Genomic DNA, 16,796 nt, shown 5'->3' on the forward strand with positions numbered 1-16,796 from the left:
CGGAGCTTTCTTGACCGCCACCGTCACGGCCACAGTTGCGGCAATCGTCCGCCTCACCGACGTCCATCTCGACATGGCAAGCGATGCGGGCACGGTCAATATCCTGCGCGGCGTTACGCTCGACATCGCCGCCGGCGAGATTGCGGCGGTGGTGGGGCCATCGGGCGCCGGCAAGTCGAGCCTGATGATGGTGGCGGGCGGGCTGGAGCGGGCCTCGTCGGGTCGTGTCGAGGTTGCGGGCCAGGATCTCGGGCCGCTCGACGACGACGACCGCGCGCGGCTCCGGCGCGACCATATCGGCATCGTGTTCCAGGGCTTTCACCTCATTCCCACCATGACGGCGCACGAGAACGTGGCGCTGCCGCTCGAATTCGCCGGCCGTGGCGATGCCTTCGAGTTGGCCGAAGCGGCGCTCAGGCGCGTCGGCCTTGGCCACCGCATCGGCCATTATCCGGCGCAGCTTTCGGGCGGCGAGCAGCAGCGCGTCGCGGTGGCGCGCGCCTTCGTCGGCCGGCCCAAGCTCCTGCTGGCTGACGAGCCGACCGGCAATCTCGACGGCGCCACCGGCAAGCAGGTCATGGACCTGTTGTTCGAGCTGGCGCGCGCCGATGCCGCGACCCTGATCCTGATCACCCATGACCTGGCGCTGGCCGAACGCTGCGACCGCATCCTGCGCATTGCTGACGGCATCGTGGTCAGTGACGAACGCACGGCTGTTTCGCTGGCGGCCCAATGAACCTCGCTTTCCGGCTCGCCCGGCGCGAGATGCGGAGCGGCCTGGGCGGCTTCCGCCTGTTCATCGCCTGCCTGGCGCTGGGCGTCACCGCGATCGCCGCCATCCTGTCCTTCAGCCGCGCCATCGAAGAAGGTCTGCGTGCCGATGCGCGGGAGATCCTGGGCGGCGACGTCGCGGTCTCGCTGCTCTATCGCGAGGCGACGCCCGAGCAGATGGCCTTCCTGCGCGAACGCGGCCAGTTCGTGCGCTGGATCGACAGCCGTGCCATGGCGCGTCCGCTGAAGCCTGATGGCCGCACGACCCTGGTCCAGCTCAAGGCGGTGGAGCAGGCCTATCCGCTCTACGGCACGCTCGAACTGAAGGACGGCGGCTCGCTGGCCGAGGCACTGGCGCGCCGTGACGGCGTCTGGGGCGCCGTGGTCGAGGAGGCAGCCCTTCGCCGCATGAACCTGGTGCTGGGCGACCGGCTGCGGATCGGCGAAGTGACGGTCGAGGTGCGTGGTGTGATCGCACGCGAGCCGGACCGCGGGTTGAACGCCTTCGCGAGCCTCGGTCCGCGCCTGATGATGTCCTTCGAGGCGGTGATCGACTCAGGGCTGGTGCAGCCGGGCAGCCTGCTCAACTGGGAATATCGTCTGCGGCTGGCGCCGGGCGGCTCCGACATGGCCACCATCCAGGCGCTGACGACGCGCTATCCCGACGCCGGCTGGCGGGTGAGGGGCCTGGCCGATGCCGGCGGCGGCATCCGCAACTGGCTCGATCGCCTCACCCAGTTCATCGGCCTGGTCGGCCTCGCCTCGCTGCTGGTGGGCGGTGTCGGCGTCGGCAATGCGATTTCGAGCTTTCTGGCCGGCCGCCTGCACACCATTGCCACCCTGAAGTGCCTGGGCGCGCCGGAACGGCTGGTCTTCACCACCTATTTCCTCCAGCTCGCGGCGCTCGCGATCCTGGGCGTCGCCATCGGCGTCGCCGTGGGGGCGGGGCTGCCCTTCGTGGCCGAGGCGCTGATCGCCGACCTGCTGCCGGTACGGGCACGGATTTCTCTCTACTTCCGGCCATTGGCCATCGCGGCGGTCTTCGGCCTGCTTGTCTCTCTCCTGTTCGCCCTGGTGCCGCTGATGCGGGCGCGCCGGGTGCCGGCCGCTACCCTGATGCGCGGCGCCGTGGTCGGGCAGGGCCGGCTCGTCTGGCGCGATGCGTTGGCAATCGGTGCAGTGGCCATGACGCTGGCGGCCTTCACCATCTTCACATCCGACAGCCGGCGCATCGCGGCCTGGTTCGTGCTGGGCGCGGTCGGCGCCTTCATTGCCTTCCCGCTGCTGGCGCGCCTGGTCATGCTGGCGGCGGCGCGTGCCGGCAAGCCCAGGCTCGCCGGGCTTCGTTTGGCGCTGGCCAATCTCCATCGTCCCGGCGCGCCGACGCCCATCGTCATGCTGTCGCTGGGGCTCGGCCTCACCGTGCTGGTGGCGACGGCACTGATCGAGGGCAATCTCCGCGAACAGCTCATGCGTCGCATCCCGAGCGATGCGCCCGCCTTCTTCTTCGTCGATATCCAGTCGACCCAGATGCCGGCCTTCGAGAAGGCGATCGCCGCGGTGTCGGGGGCCGGCGCGCTCGACAAGGTGCCGTCGCTGCGCGGCCGCATCGTCAGGATCGGTGGTAAGTCGGTGAACGAGATCGCCGTGCCGTCGGAATCGCGCTGGGCCGTGGAGGGCGACCGCGGCGTCACCTATTCGGCAACACCGCCCGAGGGCTCGCGCATCGTGGCCGGCGAATGGTGGCCGGTCGATTATCGCGGGCCCCAGCTCATCTCGTTCGACGAGGCGCTGGCCAAGGCCTTCGGCCTCGGCCTCGGTGATACAATCACGGTGAACGTGCTGGGCCGCGACATCGAGGCCAGGATCGCCTCGCTGCGCCGCATCGAGTGGACGACGCTCGCCATCAATTTCGTCTTCGTCTATTCGCCGGGCACGCTCGACCGCGCCCCGCACACCTTCCTTGCCACGGTGAAATCCACGCCCGAGGCCGAGGACGCGATCTTCAAGGCCGTCACCGACCAGTTCCCCAACGTCACTGTGGTCCGGATCCGGGACGCCATCGAGACCGCCACCGGCGTGCTCGGCAACATTGGCCTTGCGACGCGGGTCATCGGCTTCCTCAGCATCCTGGCCGGCGTGCTGGTGCTGGCCGGCGCCATGCTCGCGACCCAGCGGCGCCGCGTGCACGAGGCCGTGGTGATGAAGGTGCTGGGGGCGACGCGGGCGCGCATCGCCGGGATCTTCGCCTGGGAATTCGCCTTCCTGGGTCTCGCCACGGCAGTGGCGGCGCTCGGCGTCGGCACCTTGGGCGCCTGGCTGGTGGTCAGCCGGTTGATGGGGCTCGACTGGACGTTCCTGCCGACGGTCGCCGTCGCCGTCGCCTTGGGCGCCATGGCGCTCACTTTGGCTTTCGGTCTGGCGGGCACCCTGGCGGCACTCCGGCAGCGTCCGCTCGCCTTGCTTCGCAATGAATGAAGCGAAATTCTCCTAGTTTTGAAAGTAAAACGAAACAATTCAAGGCTCTAATCTCTATTGATTCACACGGGCTGAGTGCCCAGATTGGTCAACGAAGGGCTCGTCAATGAGGCCCTCTGGAGGCTTGAACCAAAATGGCAAATCCGAACTTCGACACCTTTAATCGAGCCGGCACGATTGCCGACCAGGCGTCGTTCGATGTCGGCCTGCGCGCCCACATGGTGCGCGTCTACAATTACATGGCTTCGGGGCTCGCGCTGTCGGGCATCGTGGCCTTCGGCCTGTTCAGCTCGCCGGAGCTCGCAGGCATGTTCTTCCAGCTCCAGGCGGGCCGCGTCGTCGGTCTCAACATGCTGGGTTGGATCGCGATCTTCGCGCCGCTCGGCCTCTTGCTGTTGGTCTCGTTCCGCGCCGCCACGATGAGCGTCGGCGCAATCCAGGCCGTCTACTGGGCGGTCACCGCCCTGATGGGCGTCAGCCTGTCGCTGGTGCTGTTCCGCTACACCGGCGCCTCGGTCGCACGGACCTTCTTCGTGACGGCCGCCGCCTTCGGCGCGCTCAGCCTCTACGGCTACACCACCAAGCGCGACCTGACGGCGATGGGCAAGTTCCTGTTCATGGGCGTCGTCGGTCTCATCCTGGCCGGCCTCGTCAACATGATCTGGCCGTCGGGCACGATGAGCTTCATCATCTCCGCCGCCGGCGTGCTGATCTTCTCGGGGCTGATCGCCTACGACACCCAGAAGATCAAGGAGCAGTATGCCGACGCGTGGGGCACCGACATGGCCGAGAAGATCGCCATCTTCGGCGCCTTGAGCCTCTACCTCGACTTCGTGAACCTGTTCCAGTTCCTCATGAGCTTCCTCGGCCAGGAACGCGAATAGCCGGGATCTGATTTTCCACCGAGACGCCCGGGTCGAAAGGCCCGGGCGTTTTGCTGTCCGGGAACAATGACGTGCGCACGAACCGGTTGAAGGCATTCATCGACAGCGAGGCGGCGTCGGCGCTGCCGTTGCTGGCCGCGGCGGTGCTGGCGCTGGTGCTGGCCAACTCGCCGCTCGCCGGCACGATCCACGGGCTGCTCGCGGACAAGCTCACGATCGCCTACGGCCCGGTGGGCCTGTCCAAGCCGCTGCTGCTGTGGATCAACGACGGGCTGATGGCGGTGTTCTTCCTGCTGGTCGGCCTCGAGATCAAGCGCGAGGTCGTCGAGGGCGAGCTGTCGCGGCCCTCGCAGGTGGCGCTGCCCATCGTGGCGGCGGCGGGCGGCATGATCGTGCCGGGCCTGGTCTATGTGGCGTTCAACTGGGGCGACCCCGTGGCCCTGCGCGGCTTCGCGATTCCAGCCGCGACCGACATCGCCTTTTCGCTCGGCGTGCTGGCGGCGCTGGGCAGCCGCGTACCGCTCGCCCTGAAGGTCTTCCTGACCACGCTTGCGATCGTCGACGATCTCGGCGCCATCCTGATCATCGCGGCCTTCTATACCCGCCATCTCTCGTTCGAGGCGATGGCCGGGGCGGGCGTTTGCATCGTGGTACTGGCGATCCTCAACCGGGCCGGCGTGCGGCGGATCGGACCGTACATGCTGATCGGCGTGGTCCTTTGGGTGTCGGTGCTGAAATCGGGCGTGCACGCCACGCTGGCGGGCGTCGTGCTCGCCATGTTCATCCCGCTCAAGTCGGCCGGCGAGGCCGACGCGGCGCGGCCTGCCATCCATCTCGAACATGCGCTGAAGCCGTGGTCGGCCTGGTTCATCATGCCGGTCTTCGCTTTCGCCAACGCCGGGCTCTCGCTCGGCGATCTATCGCTGGCAAGCCTCTTCGAGCCGGTACCGCTCGGCATCGTGGCCGGCCTGTTCGTCGGCAAGCAGGTGGGCATCGTGCTGGGTGCCGGTCTCCTCATCGCACTCGGCTGGGCTGCAATGCCGGCGGGCGCCACGTGGCGCCAACTCTATGGCGTATCAATCCTGGGCGGCATCGGCTTCACCATGAGCCTGTTCATCGGCACGCTGGCTTTCGCCGATGCGGCGCACGAATCGCAGGTCCGGCTGGGCGTCCTGGCGGGCTCGCTGTTGTCGGCGCTGGTCGGCTACGCCGTGCTGCGCTGGCCGTCGCGGACCTAGATTGCGCGACGCTCGTCGCGGTCTATACTTTCGCCATCATGCGGCGCACATCCTACGAGCAGATGAACTGTTCGATCGCCTCGGCGCTCGACGTCGTGGGGGAGCCGTGGACGCTGCTCATCGTGCGCGACGCCTTCTACGGCGTGCGGCGCTTCGACGAATTCCAGGAGAATCTCGGTATCGCCCGCAATGTACTGACGGCGCGGCTGAAGAAACTCGTCGAGGCTGGCGTCTTTCGCAAGACTGCCTACCGCCAGCGGCCGCTGCGCCATGAATACCGCCTGACCGACAAGGGTGCGGCGCTGTTCACCGTCATCGTCGGCTTGAAACAGTGGGGCGACCGCCATGGTGCAGCGGCACGCAGCGGCAAGCCGATGGATCTCGTCGACCGCAGCGACGGCCGACCGCTCGATCCCGTGCTGATCGATGCCGAGAGCGGCCGGCGGATCGAACTCACCAATGTGCGCGCCGTCGCCGGGCCCGGCGCCGACCAGGGCACGCGTGCCTTCTTCGAACGCCTGACGCTGAACCGCCCGCCACGCTAGCGCGGTCAGGGCTTCTCGGGCTCGAGCTGCTTGCCGGCGAGCGACCGGCGCGCGCGGATCTCTGCGTCCCTATCGGTCGTCTTCTCCGCCTTGGTGCGGCCGAAGCGCCGGCGATTGGCGTCGGCTTCGTTCTCGCGGTCGCGCTGTGCCTTGTCCTTGCGCACGCGCCTCAGGTTGACGATCTCGGCCATTTTTTCTCTATGCCGCGCTGCGGGGCGATGCGCTAGTGTTTCGTCGAGCCGAACGACAGGAGCGTTCCATGACCCCATCCATGCGCAAGAAGGTTTTGGTCGGCGGCGGTGGCATCGTCGGCCTGCTGATTGTGGCGCTGATCGCAGCGCCCCTGCTCATCGACGTCAATTCCTACAAGCCCGTGATCGCCGCCGAGGTGAAGAAGGCGACGGGCCGCGATCTCGTGCTCGACGGTCCCATCAAGCTGTCGCTGCTTCCGATACCGGAGATTTCGATCAGCGGCGTGAAGTTCTTCAACGTGCCGGGTTCCAAGAACGCGAACATGGTCGAGGTGAAATCGGTCATCGTGAAACCCTCGCTGCTCGCCCTGCTGGCGGGCGGTCTCGAGGCGAGCGAGGTGACCCTGATCGAGCCCAAGATCGTTCTCGAGGTCAACGCCGAGGGCAAGCCGAATTGGGAGTTCACGCCGTCGGTGGCCGAAGCCAAGCCGGCGGCGGCCAAGCCCGGTTCGGCCAAGCCGCTGTCGCTCGGCCGATTCACCATCGAGAACGGCACGCTCATCTTCAGCGACTCCAAGGACGGACTCTCGGTGGTGGCCGAGAAGGCCAATTTCTCGGCATCGGTCGGCTCACTCGACGGACCCTATGCCCTGGCGGGAGGGGCCACCGTGAACGGCTCGCCGCTCAAGCTCGACCTCGCCCTGAGCGCCAGGAGCGCGGCTGGACACAACGCCGATGTCTCCCTCGAGGCGGGCGGCGGCAAGCTCTCCTTCAAGGGGACGTTGAGCGAACTCGGGCCGAACGCCCGGCTGGCCGGCATCGCGTCGGTCTCCACCGAACAACTGACGACGTTCATCGGCACGCTGGTGCGGCTTGGTGGCCAGCCCGAGCCCGCCCTGCCGCCGCTGCTCGCCGGCAAGTTCAATTTCGACGGCGCCATCGACGTCTCGCAGACGGCGTTAGCGGCCAAGGACTTCAAGATGGCGCTGGGCGAGGACAATGGCTCGGGCTCGCTGTCGGTGACCTTGAAGCCGGCGCTGGCGCTCGACGGCAAGCTCGTGGTGCCGCGGCTGGATCTCGATCGGTGGTTGGCGACGCTGGCGCGACCTGCGACGCCGGCGCCCGCCGCAGCGACCGTGCCGCCGGCCGCGACCGCGGCACGGAGCACGCCTGCCACCCGCGCGGCGACCGGGAGCGGTTTTCCCGCCAACCTGAGGGCCAATCTGGCGCTCGATGTCGGTGAGGTGATCTACAACAAGAAGCCGATCCGCAATGTGGCGATCGAACTGGAGGCGCGGGGCGGTGCAGTCGCCGTTCCCAAGCTCACCGCGACCCTGCCGGGCGACATGACGCTCCAGGCGCGCTCGACCATGACGGGCGACCCGTCGCGGCCGGCGGTATCGGGCGATTTCAGCCTGCTCGGCCCCAAGCTGCGCGAGACCCTGGCGTGGCTCGACGTCGACGTCTCGTCCGTTCCCGCGGCCAAACTCACCCGCCTCAGCATGAAGGGCAAGATGTCCTCGACCGGCGGCAACGTGGCGGTGAGCGACGCCTCCTTCGAACTCGACGACCTCAAGGGCAGCGGCGGCATCACCGTCACTTTCGGCGTGCCGATGTCGATCGTGACCAACCTGGCGATCGACACGCTCGATCTCGATTCCTACATCGCGCCGGCGGCCGCCGGACAGAAGCCGGCGGCGCCGGCAGCGGCCTCCGCCAAGCCGGCCGTGGCCGGACCGACGGTCGGCCTCAAGGCCAGGATCGCCCGGCTGATCTACCAAAAGGAGACGATCGGCGGCATCGATGTCGACGTCGCCCTGCAGGGCAGCACGCTGCGCCTGACCGACGTCAAGGTGTCGAACCTGCTGGGTGCCCGGCTGGCGGTTCGCGGCACGGTGGCGGGCTACGACACCGCCCAGCCGCGTCCCGACATCGCCTTCAACTTCGAGGCGCCGGACATGACCCGGCTGCTGAAGTTCGCCGGCGCCACGGCGCCGGCCGGGCTCGGCGCGGTGAGCGCGAGCGGCGGCGTGGCGGGCAGCCTCGAGCAGCTCAGCTTGCGCGAACTTGCGGTCAACGGCATGGGCCACAGCATCCGGGCAACCGGCACGCTGTCGTTGCCTGGCATTTCCAAGGGCGCGCCCCAGTCGGCGGCCTACAAGGGCAATGTCGTGCTGAACGGCCAGGCGCTCGAAGGGTCGGTCGACGTGAAGCTCACGGGCAAGCCCAACATCACTGCCGATCTGCGGGCCAATGTGCTCGACCTCGACAGGATCGGCGGCAGTGCCCCGGCGCGCGCGCCGGCGCGCGGCCATGGCGCCCAGCCGATCGATACCGCGGCGCTGCGCAGCGTCGACGGCTCGTTCAGGCTGGTGGCGGGAACCCTGATCAGTGCGCCGCTGCGCATCGGCAACGCCGACCTCGCGGCCACGCTCAAGGACGGCGTGCTGACCGTCTCGCACTTCAAGGGCGCGCTGTATGGCGGGTCGCTGGCGCTATCCGGCGTGGTCAACGGCAGCCAGCCGACGCTGTCCTTCGACTTCAAGGGCGATGCCAGCGGCATCTATGTCGGCGAGGCGTTGCGCAGCACCTCGGGTACCAACCAGTTCGGCGGCGGCGTGAAGGTGACGATCGACGGCCGGCTGAATGCCAGCGGCATCACGGTGCGCGGCGGCGGAGCGACATCGGACCAGATCAAGAGTTCGATGGCGGGCGGCGCGCAGCTGAGCGGCCACATCTTCGCCGGCGCCGACAAGGCGCTGCAGGTGCTGGGTGGAGCGGCTGCCGGCGCCGCCGGTGGCGTGATCGACCAGACCCTGGGCAACGTCCTGGGCGCCGTCGGCCAGAAGGGCGGCGTCGGCGTCGGCAATATCCTGAATGCCATCGCCCTGGTGCTGAACCGCTTCGTCAATCACGACAGCCCGATCTCGGGCCGGGTCGACATCGCGGGTGGCGTGCTGACCGACCGGAACCTGGTCGTCCAGGGTAACCGGGCGACCGCCCACGTCGCGACCCGCACCAACTTCGGCAACTCGACGACCGACACGACGATCAACTTCATGATCGCCGAAGACGGCTCGGCGCCGTACCTGATCACCACGGTGCGCGGGTCGATGTCGTCGCCATCGTTCAACGTCACGCGCGGCACCGCCAAGGACCCGCCGGGCATGATAAGCACCCTGCCGGGTGTGAAGCAGCTGGAGCAGATCCCGGTGCCGGGGCGCTCGTCGATCCCGAGCATTCCCATTCCCAACATACCCGGCCTGTTCGGCCGCTGAGGAGACACCTTGCTCGATCGATTGCTGACGACGCTCAGGGCGCGGTTCGGGTCCGCACCTGCGCTCAAGGAGGTGCCGAAAGGCGTCGAGGTCCTGGCCGACATGGCCAATCGCCGCGTCGTGCGGCGCTACGCCGACAAGCCGCTCGATCCCGCCTTGCTCGAGACGCTCTGCGCGGTGGCGCTGTCGGCGCCGTCCAAGAGCGACCTGCAGCAGGCCGACATCGTGATCGTGACCGACACGGGCCAGCGCGCCAAGCTCGAGGCGCTGATCCCGGAGAATCCCTGGGCCAAGGCGGGGCCGGCGCTGCTGGTCTTCTGCGGCAACAACCGTCGCCACCGGCTCCTCTTCGAATGGCGCGGCCGGCCCTTCGTGAACGACTATCTCGACCCGTTCTTCAATGCCGCGGTCGACGCCGGCATCGTGCTCGCGACCTTCATTGCCGCCGCCGACCGGGTCGGGCTGGGGACCTGCCCGATCAGCCAGATTCGCAACCATGCCGCCCAGGTATCCGATGTGCTTGGCCTGCCGCCGCATGTGTTCCCCGTGGCCGGGCTGGGGATCGGCTGGCCGTCCTTCGAGGGGGTGATGAGCCCCAGGCTCGGCCTCGACGTGTCGATCCACCGGGACCGCTACGACGAGACCGGGCTCCGGGAAAAGGTCGCCGCCTACGACCTCAGGCGCAACGAGACGCAGCCCTACAAGACCCAGCGCTTCGTCGACAAGTTCGGCGAGGCCCCGGTCTATGGCTGGTCCGAGGACAAGGCGCGGCAATATTCGGTTCCGGAGCGGGCCGATTTCGGCGCATTCGTGCGCGCCAAGGGCTTCAAACTCGACTGATTGTTCGTTTTTTCAGTTCGTCGAGCACGTGGAGACGAAGGGCGCTCGACAGGTTGGGCGGGACCGCCCCGGCGCTTCGGGCATGGTCGATCTCGGCCACCAGGGCGTTGAGGGACAGGCCACGCGCCCGGGAAATCTCGGAAAGCTCGGCCCAGAAGGCATCTTCCAGCGAGATGCTGGTCCGGTGGCCGTCGATGGTGACCGAGCGTTTGCGCATGCCGGGACTGTGGCAGCGGCCCTGGGGAGCGGCAACACGCCCCCTCAACCCGCCTTGCCGCCGTCACAGAGCGTGCGTATAAGCGCGCCCAACAATCCCCTCCGGACAAAGTAGTATTATGGATATCCGCAACGTCGCGATCATCGCGCACGTCGACCATGGCAAGACCACACTGGTCGATTGCCTGCTGAAGCAGAGCGGCACGTTCCGCGACAATCAGCAGGTCGCCGAGCGCGCCATGGACTCCAACGACCTCGAGCGCGAGCGCGGGATCACCATCCTTGCCAAGGCGACCTCGGTTGTCTGGAAGGGTACGCGCATCAACATCGTCGATACGCCGGGCCACGCCGACTTCGGCGGCGAGGTAGAGCGCATCCTGTCGATGGTCGACGGCGTGGTGCTGCTGGTCGACGCGGCCGAAGGGCCGCTGCCCCAGACCAAGTTCGTGCTCGGCAAGGCGCTGCGCCTCGGCCTGAAGCCGATCGTCCTGATCAACAAGGTCGACCGCTCCGACGCCCGCGCCCATGAGGTGCACGACGAGGTGTTCGACCTGTTCTCGGCGCTGGAAGCCAGCGACGAGCAGCTCGACTTCCCGACCCTCTTCGCCTCGGCCCGCCAGGGCTGGGCCGCGACCTCGCTCGAGGCCGAGCACAAGGACATGGAGCCGCTGTTCGACCTGGTCGTGAAGCATGTGCCGGCGCCCAAGATCGATCCCGATCCCGCCTTCCGCATGCTGGTGACGACGCTCGAGGCCGACAATTTCCTCGGCCGCATCCTGACCGGCCGCATCCTGTCGGGCTCGGTCAAGCCCAACACCATGATCAAGGCACTGTCGCGCGACGGCACGGAGCTCGAGCAGACGCGCATCACCCGCGTGCTGGCCTTCCGCGGCCTCGAGCGCATGTCGCTCGACATCGCCGAAGCGGGCGACATCGTCGCCGTCGCCGGCCTCAAGATCGCCACCGTGGCCGACACCATCGGGGACCTCACGATCAGCGAGCCGATCGCCTCGCAGCCGGTCGATCCGCCGACGCTCGCCATGACCTTCTCGGTCAACGACTCGCCGCTGGCCGGCACCGAAGGCGACAAGGTCACGACCCGCATGATCCGGGCGCGCCTGATGCGCGAGGGCGAAGGCAACGTCGCCATCCGCGTCTCCGACACCGAGAACGCCGATTCCTACGAGGTTGCCGGCCGCGGCGAATTGCAGCTCGGCGTGCTGATCGAGACCATGCGTCGCGAGGGCTTCGAACTTGCCGTCGGCCGCCCGCGCGTGCTGTTCCAGACCGATCCCAAGACTGGCCAGCGTCTCGAGCCGATCGAGGAAGTCGTGATCGACGTCGACGACGCCTATACCGGCGCCGTGGTCGAGCAGATCTCCATGCGCAAGGGCGAGCTGCAGGACATGCGGCCCTCGGGTGCCGGCAAGACCCGCCTGGTGTTCTATGCCCCGTCGCGCGGCCTGATCGGCTATCATGGCGAGTTCCTGACCGACACGCGCGGCACCGGCGTGATGAACCGCATCTTCCACGAATACGGCCCCTATCGCGGCCCGATCGCCGGCCGCCGCAACGGCGCGCTGATCGCCAATGCGCCGGGCAACGCGGTGATGTACGCGATGTGGAACCTCGAGGAGCGGGGCCCGATGTTCATCGATCCCGGCGTGCCGGTGTACATGGGCATGATCATCGGCGAGCACAGCCGCGGCAACGATCTCGAAGTGAACGTGCTCAAGGGCAAGCAGCTCACCAACATCCGCGCCGCCGGCAAGGACGAGGCCGTGAAGCTCACGCCGCCGCGCAAGATGTCGCTCGAACAGGCGATCGCCTACATTGAAGAGGACGAGCTGGTCGAGATCACGCCCAAGTCCATCCGGCTGCGCAAGCGCCACCTGAAACTGGAAGACCGCAAGCGCGCCAAGAAAGAGTCGTCCGCGCAAGCGGCGGAATAGGAACGAAGAAAGATGAGCGGCAGAAAGATAGACTTCGCAGATCGGTTGGAAACGGCAGCCAAGGCCAAGCAGGCCCTGCTCGAGAAGGCCCGGGCCAAGGATCCCGCCAACGATCCGGAGTTTGCCGCCCGTCTCGCAGAGCGCGCTGCCATCGCTGCCGCCCGCGACGCCCGCGAGGCCGAGCGCCGGGCTGCCAAGCAGGCCGAGCAGGCGCGCGTCGTTGCTGAACGCGAGGCGGCGAAAGCCGCTGCCGCAGAGGCGGCCGCGGCTGCCGAAGCCGCCGCCGCGGCCGAGCGCGAAGCCCGCCGGCCGGTCAAGGTGGTGCTGAGCGAGGCCGAGCAGAAAGCCGCCCGCGACGCCCGCTACGCCGCCCGCAAGGCACGCAAGAAGTAGCTCTCGCGTCGGACGACTTCAGAGCTTCCCGCCGGTCAGCGAGGCGCGCTGGCTGATCTCGATATGGTTGCCGTCGGGATCGCAGACGAAGGCATAGCGCACCGTCTCGCCCAGGATCCGGGGCTCGCCGCCCGACGTGCCACCGCGCGCCAGGATGCCGGCGTACTCGGCGAGGCAGTCCCATACCTGGACCGTCGTGTAGCGGTAGCCCGGCCCGCGCCATTCCGGGCTGCGTTCGACCTTGCCCTGCTCGGCGATGACGATCAGCGAGTCGCCGCAGCGGTAGCGACGCTCGCCCGCGCGCTCGAACTGCATGGCCTCGGTCCAGAAGCGGTCGTGCGCGACAGGGTCGTTGACCCGCAGCAGGACCGCGATGCCCTCGACGCCGTTCGTGCCCTTCGGCACCAGGCTCACCTTGTTGCCGTCGGGATCGGCCAGTCGCTGTGGCGCGGCGAGGCCCTCACGCGCGATCTCGAGGCCGACGATGCCCGAGGGCGCCGCCGCGGGCAGGGGATCACGCGAATGGTTCATTTTGAGGATCGAGCCGTTCATGTGATGGCGATGCTGCTGTACGCCGCCGCCCACCTTGCCCATGTGGTCGTAGGGCAGGCCCACGGTCTGCTGCCAGAAGGCGAGCTGCTCATCGCGCTTGGTGGAGAACAGGCCGACATCGATGTGCTGTTTGGCGAGATTCATGGCGCCAGTGTAACGCGGTGCACGAAAAAGCCACGATCAGTTCTTAGGTAAAACCTTATCAAGTCGCTAGAAGCTATTGAATCGCCTTCGTGAATCGCATTTTCGGGCGATCGCATGCTTCGAAACAACTCTTACAAACCCCATCACGACTCCAGCCCGAGGCGGTTGCTAGAAGGGCAGTGGGTGAAGGGGTCGGCAGATGGGGATCTGCCGCCCGAAAATGTGGGAAGGAACTACGATGATTCGCGCCATGATCGGCACGATCGCCGTGCTCGCGGGCTTTGCCGTCCTCGAGCGCTCGGTCGATGCCAGCACCGGCCTGTCCGGTACGTGCACACCAACGCAAGCCTACGCGACACTCCATCGCGGCGAAGCCGTTCCCGTTCGCTCCGAGCCGACGCCCGAGGGGGCGGTGATCGGCGCGCTGGCGGGGCGCAACGGCACCCGGATCGATCCGGCACGGTCGGTCGTGACGGTGACGGCGAGCCAGAGCGGCTGGGCGCGGATCGCGCTCAGCACGGCGGGCGACTATCGCGCGCTCGATGCCGGGGCGATGGAGCCCTACGGCTGGGTGCCGGCCGATCTGCTCACGGTCGACGCCCGCGTCGACGGCCCGATCACCGTCTACAGCCGGCCCGGCCTGATGGGCCGCGCGCTCACGACGATCGAGGGCGACGATATGAAGTTCCGCGTGCTCGGCTGCCGCGGCGAGTGGCTGCAGGTCATCAACGCGCGCCACGGCAATGTCTGGATCGACAAGTGGTGCGCCAAGGAAGACGGCTGCCGCGGCTAGAAAGTTTGGAAGGGCGATGATCCGCCATCTGGGGATTTGACGGATCGTCGTTGGACAGCAGCAGAAGACCCCGGACGGGAAACCGTCCGGGGTCTTTTTTGCCTAGATCTTCAGGTCGCTGAAGAAATCGTTGCCCTTGTCGTCGGTAATGATGAAGGCCGGGAAATTCTCGACCTGGATGCGCCAGATCGCTTCCATGCCGAGCTCGGGATATTCCAGAACTTCGACCTTCTTGATGACGTCCTGCGCCAGGATCGCCGCCGGCCCGCCGATCGAGCCGAGATAGAAGCCCCTGTGCTTCTTGCAGGCATCGACGACCTGCTTGCTGCGGTTGCCCTTGGCCAGCATGACCATCGAGCCGCCGTTGGCCTGGAAGAGATCGACGTAGGAGTCCATGCGGCCGGCCGTGGTCGGGCCGAACGAGCCGGAGGCCATGCCGGTCGGGGTCTTGGCAGGGCCGGCGTAGTAGACCGGGAACTGCTTGAAGTAGTCGGGCAGGCCCTCGCCGCGGTCGAGGCGTTCCTTCAGCTTCGCGTGCGCCGAATCGCGGGCCACGATCAGCGTGCCGCTGAGGTTCACGCGCGTCTTCACTGGGTGCTTGGTGAGCACCGACAGCGTGTGCGCCATGCCCTTGTCGAGGTTGACCGAGACGACGTCGCCGGAGAGCTGCTTCGGCTCGATCTCCGGCAGGAACTGCGCCGGATTGTGCTCGAGCTGTTCCAGGAAAATCCCGTCCTTGGTGATCTTGCCCACGGCCTGACGGTCGGCTGAGCAGGAGACGCCGATGCCGATCGGCACCGAGGCGCCATGGCGGGCGATGCGGATCACGCGCACGTCGTGGCAGAAATACTTGCCGCCGAACTGGGCGCCAATGCCCATCTGGCGGGTGAGCTCCAGCACCTTCTTCTCCATCTCGCGGTCGCGGATGGCCACGCCCTTGTCGTTGCCATCGCTCGGCAGGTCGTCGAGGTAGCGGGTCGAGGCGAGCTTGACGGTTTTCAGGTTCATCTCGGCCGAGGTGCCGCCGACCACGATGGCGAGGTGGTAGGGCGGGCAGGCCGCGGTGCCGAGCGTTCGGATCTGGGTATCGAGGAATTTCAGCAGGGCGGCCTCGTTCAGGACCGCCGGCGTCTGCTGGTGCAGATAGGTCTTGTTGGCTGAGCCGCCGCCCTTGGCGATGAACAGGAACTTGTAGGCGTCGCCGTCGGTCGCGTAGATGTCGATCTGTGCCGGCAGGTTGGTGCCGGTCTGCACTTCCTTGAACATCGAGAGCGGTGAGACCTGCGAATAGCGCAGGTTGGTCTCGGTGTAGGTCTTGTAGACGCCGCTGGCGATCGCCGCCTCGTCGCCGCCGCCGGTCCATACCGCCTGGCCCTTCTTGCCCATCACGATCGCCGTGCCGGTGTCCTGGCACATCGGCAGCACGCCACCGGCCGAGATATTGGCGTTCTTCAGGAGCTCCAGCGCCACGTACTTGTCGTTGGCCGAGGCTTCGCCGTCGTCGAGGATCGCGCGCAGCTGCGCCAGGTGCCCCGGACGCAGGAGGTGCGAGATGTCGTGGAACGCCGCGGCTGTGAGCAGCGTCAGGGCGGCCGGATCGACCGTCAGCACCTCGCGGCCGTTGAACGTCGTGGTGCCGACGAAATCGGAACTGAGCTTGCGGTAGGGCGTCGTGTCCGGGCCGCTCGGGAACATCTGCTGGAACTGGAATTCGGGCATGGTCTCTCCTGGCCGCTGCGCTCGGCGCCGGCATCCCTGCCGCAGCCGCGCTGCGGCGTCTATCTACTTCTTTCGGAAGCTGTCGAGCTTGACGATCTTGGAGGCGGCGTCCTCGGGCTTGGCCTCGGCCGACGCGTCCACGGGCTTGTCCTCGGTCCCGTCCGGGCCGGTCTGCGCCGGCCGCTTGTCGGGTGCCGGCAGGGGCGTCGGCGGAGCGGCAGCCCCCTGGGGTTTGTCGCCCGCCGCCTTTTCCTTGCGGTCGAATTGCAGGCCGAAGCGCACCGAGGGATCGACGAAGGCCGACAAGGCGGCAAACGGCACCTTGATGTGCTCCTGCTGCTTGTTGAAGCTCACCGTCACCTCGAACGATTCCTCGCCGATGACCAGATCCCAGTACTGGTGCTGGAGCACGATCGTCATTTCTTCCGGGTACTTGGCGCGCAGATACTCCGGCAGTTCGACGCCGGGATCGGTGCTGCGAAAGCTGATGTAGAAATGGTGAGAGCCGGGCAGGCCTTTTTCCGCCACTTGAGTCAGCACGCGGCGCACGACGCTGCGCAGCGCATCGTCGACGAGAGCGTCGTAGTGAAAGCGATCGTTCATGGCCTGTCGGAAAATCTACGCGAACCATCGGCCCGCGTGGTGGGAGAGTCAACGATGCCAATAGCGGGCATTGCAGTGGAAGGAAAGTGGGGGGCTTCTGTTGCCCGGTGCCCCCCGGACCGCGCTTACGTCCGCTGTTTAGGCGGCAGCAGCGAGTGTAACGGTGTTATCGTTAGCACTTGTGAATGGCCCGTCACGG

At 67.3% G+C, this 16,796-nt stretch carries 15 protein-coding genes and 1 other RNA gene; 10 read left to right on the top strand and 6 right to left on the bottom strand.

Annotated features, from left to right (window positions below; all coding sequences use genetic code 11):
* Nucleotides 1-73 precede the first annotated feature (73 nt).
* The 5 genes from EPO55_RS17440 to EPO55_RS17460 all read left to right on the top strand — a co-directional run bounded on the left by EPO55_RS17440 (nt 74) and on the right by EPO55_RS17460 (nt 5,916).
* The gene (locus EPO55_RS17440) at nt 74-736 is read left to right on the top strand and encodes an ABC transporter ATP-binding protein (protein WP_296338331.1); all 663 of its coding nucleotides are present in this window, start codon (nt 74-76) and stop codon (nt 734-736) included.
* On the top strand, nt 733-3,249 hold the full coding sequence (locus tag EPO55_RS17445; RefSeq protein WP_296338317.1) for an FtsX-like permease family protein: 2,517 nt from the start codon (nt 733-735) through the stop codon (nt 3,247-3,249). The genes EPO55_RS17440 and EPO55_RS17445 overlap by 4 nt, the downstream gene beginning before the upstream one ends.
* A 134-nt stretch (nt 3,250-3,383) precedes the next feature.
* Entirely contained in the window at nt 3,384-4,133 is a 750-nt protein-coding gene (locus EPO55_RS17450; RefSeq protein WP_296338318.1) for a Bax inhibitor-1/YccA family protein, read from the top strand.
* Between the two features lie 71 nt (nt 4,134-4,204).
* A complete protein-coding gene (nhaA, locus tag EPO55_RS17455) occupies nt 4,205-5,371 on the top strand; it encodes a Na+/H+ antiporter NhaA (protein ID WP_296338319.1) in 1,167 nt (388 codons plus the stop codon).
* A 38-nt stretch (nt 5,372-5,409) separates the two neighbouring features.
* Nucleotides 5,410-5,916 carry a helix-turn-helix domain-containing protein gene (locus tag EPO55_RS17460; protein ID WP_296338320.1) on the top strand — a complete coding sequence of 169 codons (507 nt, stop codon included), beginning with the start codon at nt 5,410-5,412 and terminating at the stop codon, nt 5,914-5,916.
* Between the two features lie 5 nt (nt 5,917-5,921).
* Here the strand turns inward: EPO55_RS17460 and EPO55_RS17465 are convergent, their stop codons facing one another.
* Entirely contained in the window at nt 5,922-6,107 is a 186-nt protein-coding gene (locus EPO55_RS17465) for a DUF4169 family protein (RefSeq protein WP_296338321.1), read from the bottom strand.
* 68 nt (nt 6,108-6,175) lie between these two features.
* Between EPO55_RS17465 and EPO55_RS17470 the strand changes: the two genes are divergently transcribed.
* Nucleotides 6,176-9,385 carry an AsmA family protein gene (locus EPO55_RS17470; RefSeq protein WP_296338322.1) on the top strand — a complete coding sequence of 1,070 codons (3,210 nt, stop codon included), beginning with the start codon at nt 6,176-6,178 and terminating at the stop codon, nt 9,383-9,385.
* Between the two features lie 9 nt (nt 9,386-9,394).
* The gene (locus EPO55_RS17475; RefSeq protein WP_296338323.1) at nt 9,395-10,225 is read left to right on the top strand and encodes a nitroreductase family protein; all 831 of its coding nucleotides are present in this window, start codon (nt 9,395-9,397) and stop codon (nt 10,223-10,225) included.
* Here the strand turns inward: EPO55_RS17475 and EPO55_RS17480 are convergent.
* A complete protein-coding gene (locus EPO55_RS17480) occupies nt 10,212-10,442 on the bottom strand; it encodes a ribbon-helix-helix domain-containing protein (RefSeq protein WP_296338324.1) in 231 nt (76 codons plus the stop codon). The genes EPO55_RS17475 and EPO55_RS17480 overlap by 14 nt on opposite strands.
* 118 nt (nt 10,443-10,560) lie before the next feature.
* On the opposite strand from EPO55_RS17480, the gene typA reads away from it, so the two are divergent.
* Nucleotides 10,561-12,393: a translational GTPase TypA gene (typA, locus tag EPO55_RS17485; RefSeq protein WP_296338325.1), complete on the top strand. Its 1,833-nt coding sequence runs from the start codon at nt 10,561-10,563 to the stop codon at nt 12,391-12,393.
* Between the two features lie 12 nt (nt 12,394-12,405).
* Nucleotides 12,406-12,786: a DUF6481 family protein gene (locus tag EPO55_RS17490; RefSeq protein WP_296338326.1), complete on the top strand. Its 381-nt coding sequence runs from the start codon at nt 12,406-12,408 to the stop codon at nt 12,784-12,786.
* An 18-nt stretch (nt 12,787-12,804) separates the two neighbouring features.
* On the opposite strand, the gene EPO55_RS17495 is transcribed toward EPO55_RS17490, so the two are convergent.
* On the bottom strand, nt 12,805-13,482 hold the full coding sequence (locus tag EPO55_RS17495) for a VOC family protein (protein WP_296338327.1): 678 nt from the start codon (nt 13,480-13,482) through the stop codon (nt 12,805-12,807).
* Nucleotides 13,483-13,720: 238 nt separating this feature from the next.
* Between EPO55_RS17495 and EPO55_RS17500 the strand changes: the two genes are divergently transcribed.
* The gene (locus EPO55_RS17500) at nt 13,721-14,275 is read left to right on the top strand and encodes a hypothetical protein (protein ID WP_296338328.1); all 555 of its coding nucleotides are present in this window, start codon (nt 13,721-13,723) and stop codon (nt 14,273-14,275) included.
* 102 nt (nt 14,276-14,377) lie between these two features.
* Here the strand turns inward: EPO55_RS17500 and EPO55_RS17505 are convergent, their stop codons facing one another.
* From EPO55_RS17505 to ssrA, 3 genes are all read right to left on the bottom strand, one after another.
* Nucleotides 14,378-15,994: a fumarate hydratase gene (locus EPO55_RS17505; protein WP_296338329.1), complete on the bottom strand. Its 1,617-nt coding sequence runs from the start codon at nt 15,992-15,994 to the stop codon at nt 14,378-14,380.
* 63 nt (nt 15,995-16,057) lie between these two features.
* Entirely contained in the window at nt 16,058-16,597 is a 540-nt protein-coding gene (locus EPO55_RS17510) for a ClpXP protease specificity-enhancing factor SspB (protein WP_296338330.1), read from the bottom strand.
* An 85-nt stretch (nt 16,598-16,682) separates the two neighbouring features.
* Nucleotides 16,683-16,796, bottom strand: a transfer-messenger RNA (tmRNA) gene (ssrA, locus tag EPO55_RS17515); the annotation flags it as partial.

This window comes from Reyranella sp. (genome assembly GCF_004296935.1).
Lineage (GTDB): Bacteria > Pseudomonadota > Alphaproteobacteria > Reyranellales > Reyranellaceae > Reyranella.

Excerpts from the sequence above, each read along its gene's own strand:
- EPO55_RS17440 (WP_296338331.1), top strand. The coding sequence starts at position 74 with ATGGCAAGCGATGCGGGCACGGTCAATATCCTGCGCGGCGTTACGCTC.
- EPO55_RS17445 (WP_296338317.1), top strand. The coding sequence starts at position 733 with ATGAACCTCGCTTTCCGGCTCGCCCGGCGCGAGATGCGGAGCGGCCTG.
- EPO55_RS17450 (WP_296338318.1), top strand. The coding sequence starts at position 3,384 with ATGGCAAATCCGAACTTCGACACCTTTAATCGAGCCGGCACGATTGCC.
- EPO55_RS17460 (WP_296338320.1), top strand. The coding sequence starts at position 5,410 with ATGCGGCGCACATCCTACGAGCAGATGAACTGTTCGATCGCCTCGGCG.
- EPO55_RS17465 (WP_296338321.1), bottom strand. The coding sequence starts at position 6,107 with ATGGCCGAGATCGTCAACCTGAGGCGCGTGCGCAAGGACAAGGCACAG.
- EPO55_RS17470 (WP_296338322.1), top strand. The coding sequence starts at position 6,176 with ATGACCCCATCCATGCGCAAGAAGGTTTTGGTCGGCGGCGGTGGCATC.
- EPO55_RS17480 (WP_296338324.1), bottom strand. The coding sequence starts at position 10,442 with ATGCGCAAACGCTCGGTCACCATCGACGGCCACCGGACCAGCATCTCG.
- typA (WP_296338325.1), top strand. The coding sequence starts at position 10,561 with ATGGATATCCGCAACGTCGCGATCATCGCGCACGTCGACCATGGCAAG.
- EPO55_RS17490 (WP_296338326.1), top strand. The coding sequence starts at position 12,406 with ATGAGCGGCAGAAAGATAGACTTCGCAGATCGGTTGGAAACGGCAGCC.
- EPO55_RS17495 (WP_296338327.1), bottom strand. The coding sequence starts at position 13,482 with ATGAATCTCGCCAAACAGCACATCGATGTCGGCCTGTTCTCCACCAAG.
- EPO55_RS17500 (WP_296338328.1), top strand. The coding sequence starts at position 13,721 with ATGATTCGCGCCATGATCGGCACGATCGCCGTGCTCGCGGGCTTTGCC.
- EPO55_RS17505 (WP_296338329.1), bottom strand. The coding sequence starts at position 15,994 with ATGCCCGAATTCCAGTTCCAGCAGATGTTCCCGAGCGGCCCGGACACG.
- EPO55_RS17510 (WP_296338330.1), bottom strand. The coding sequence starts at position 16,597 with ATGAACGATCGCTTTCACTACGACGCTCTCGTCGACGATGCGCTGCGC.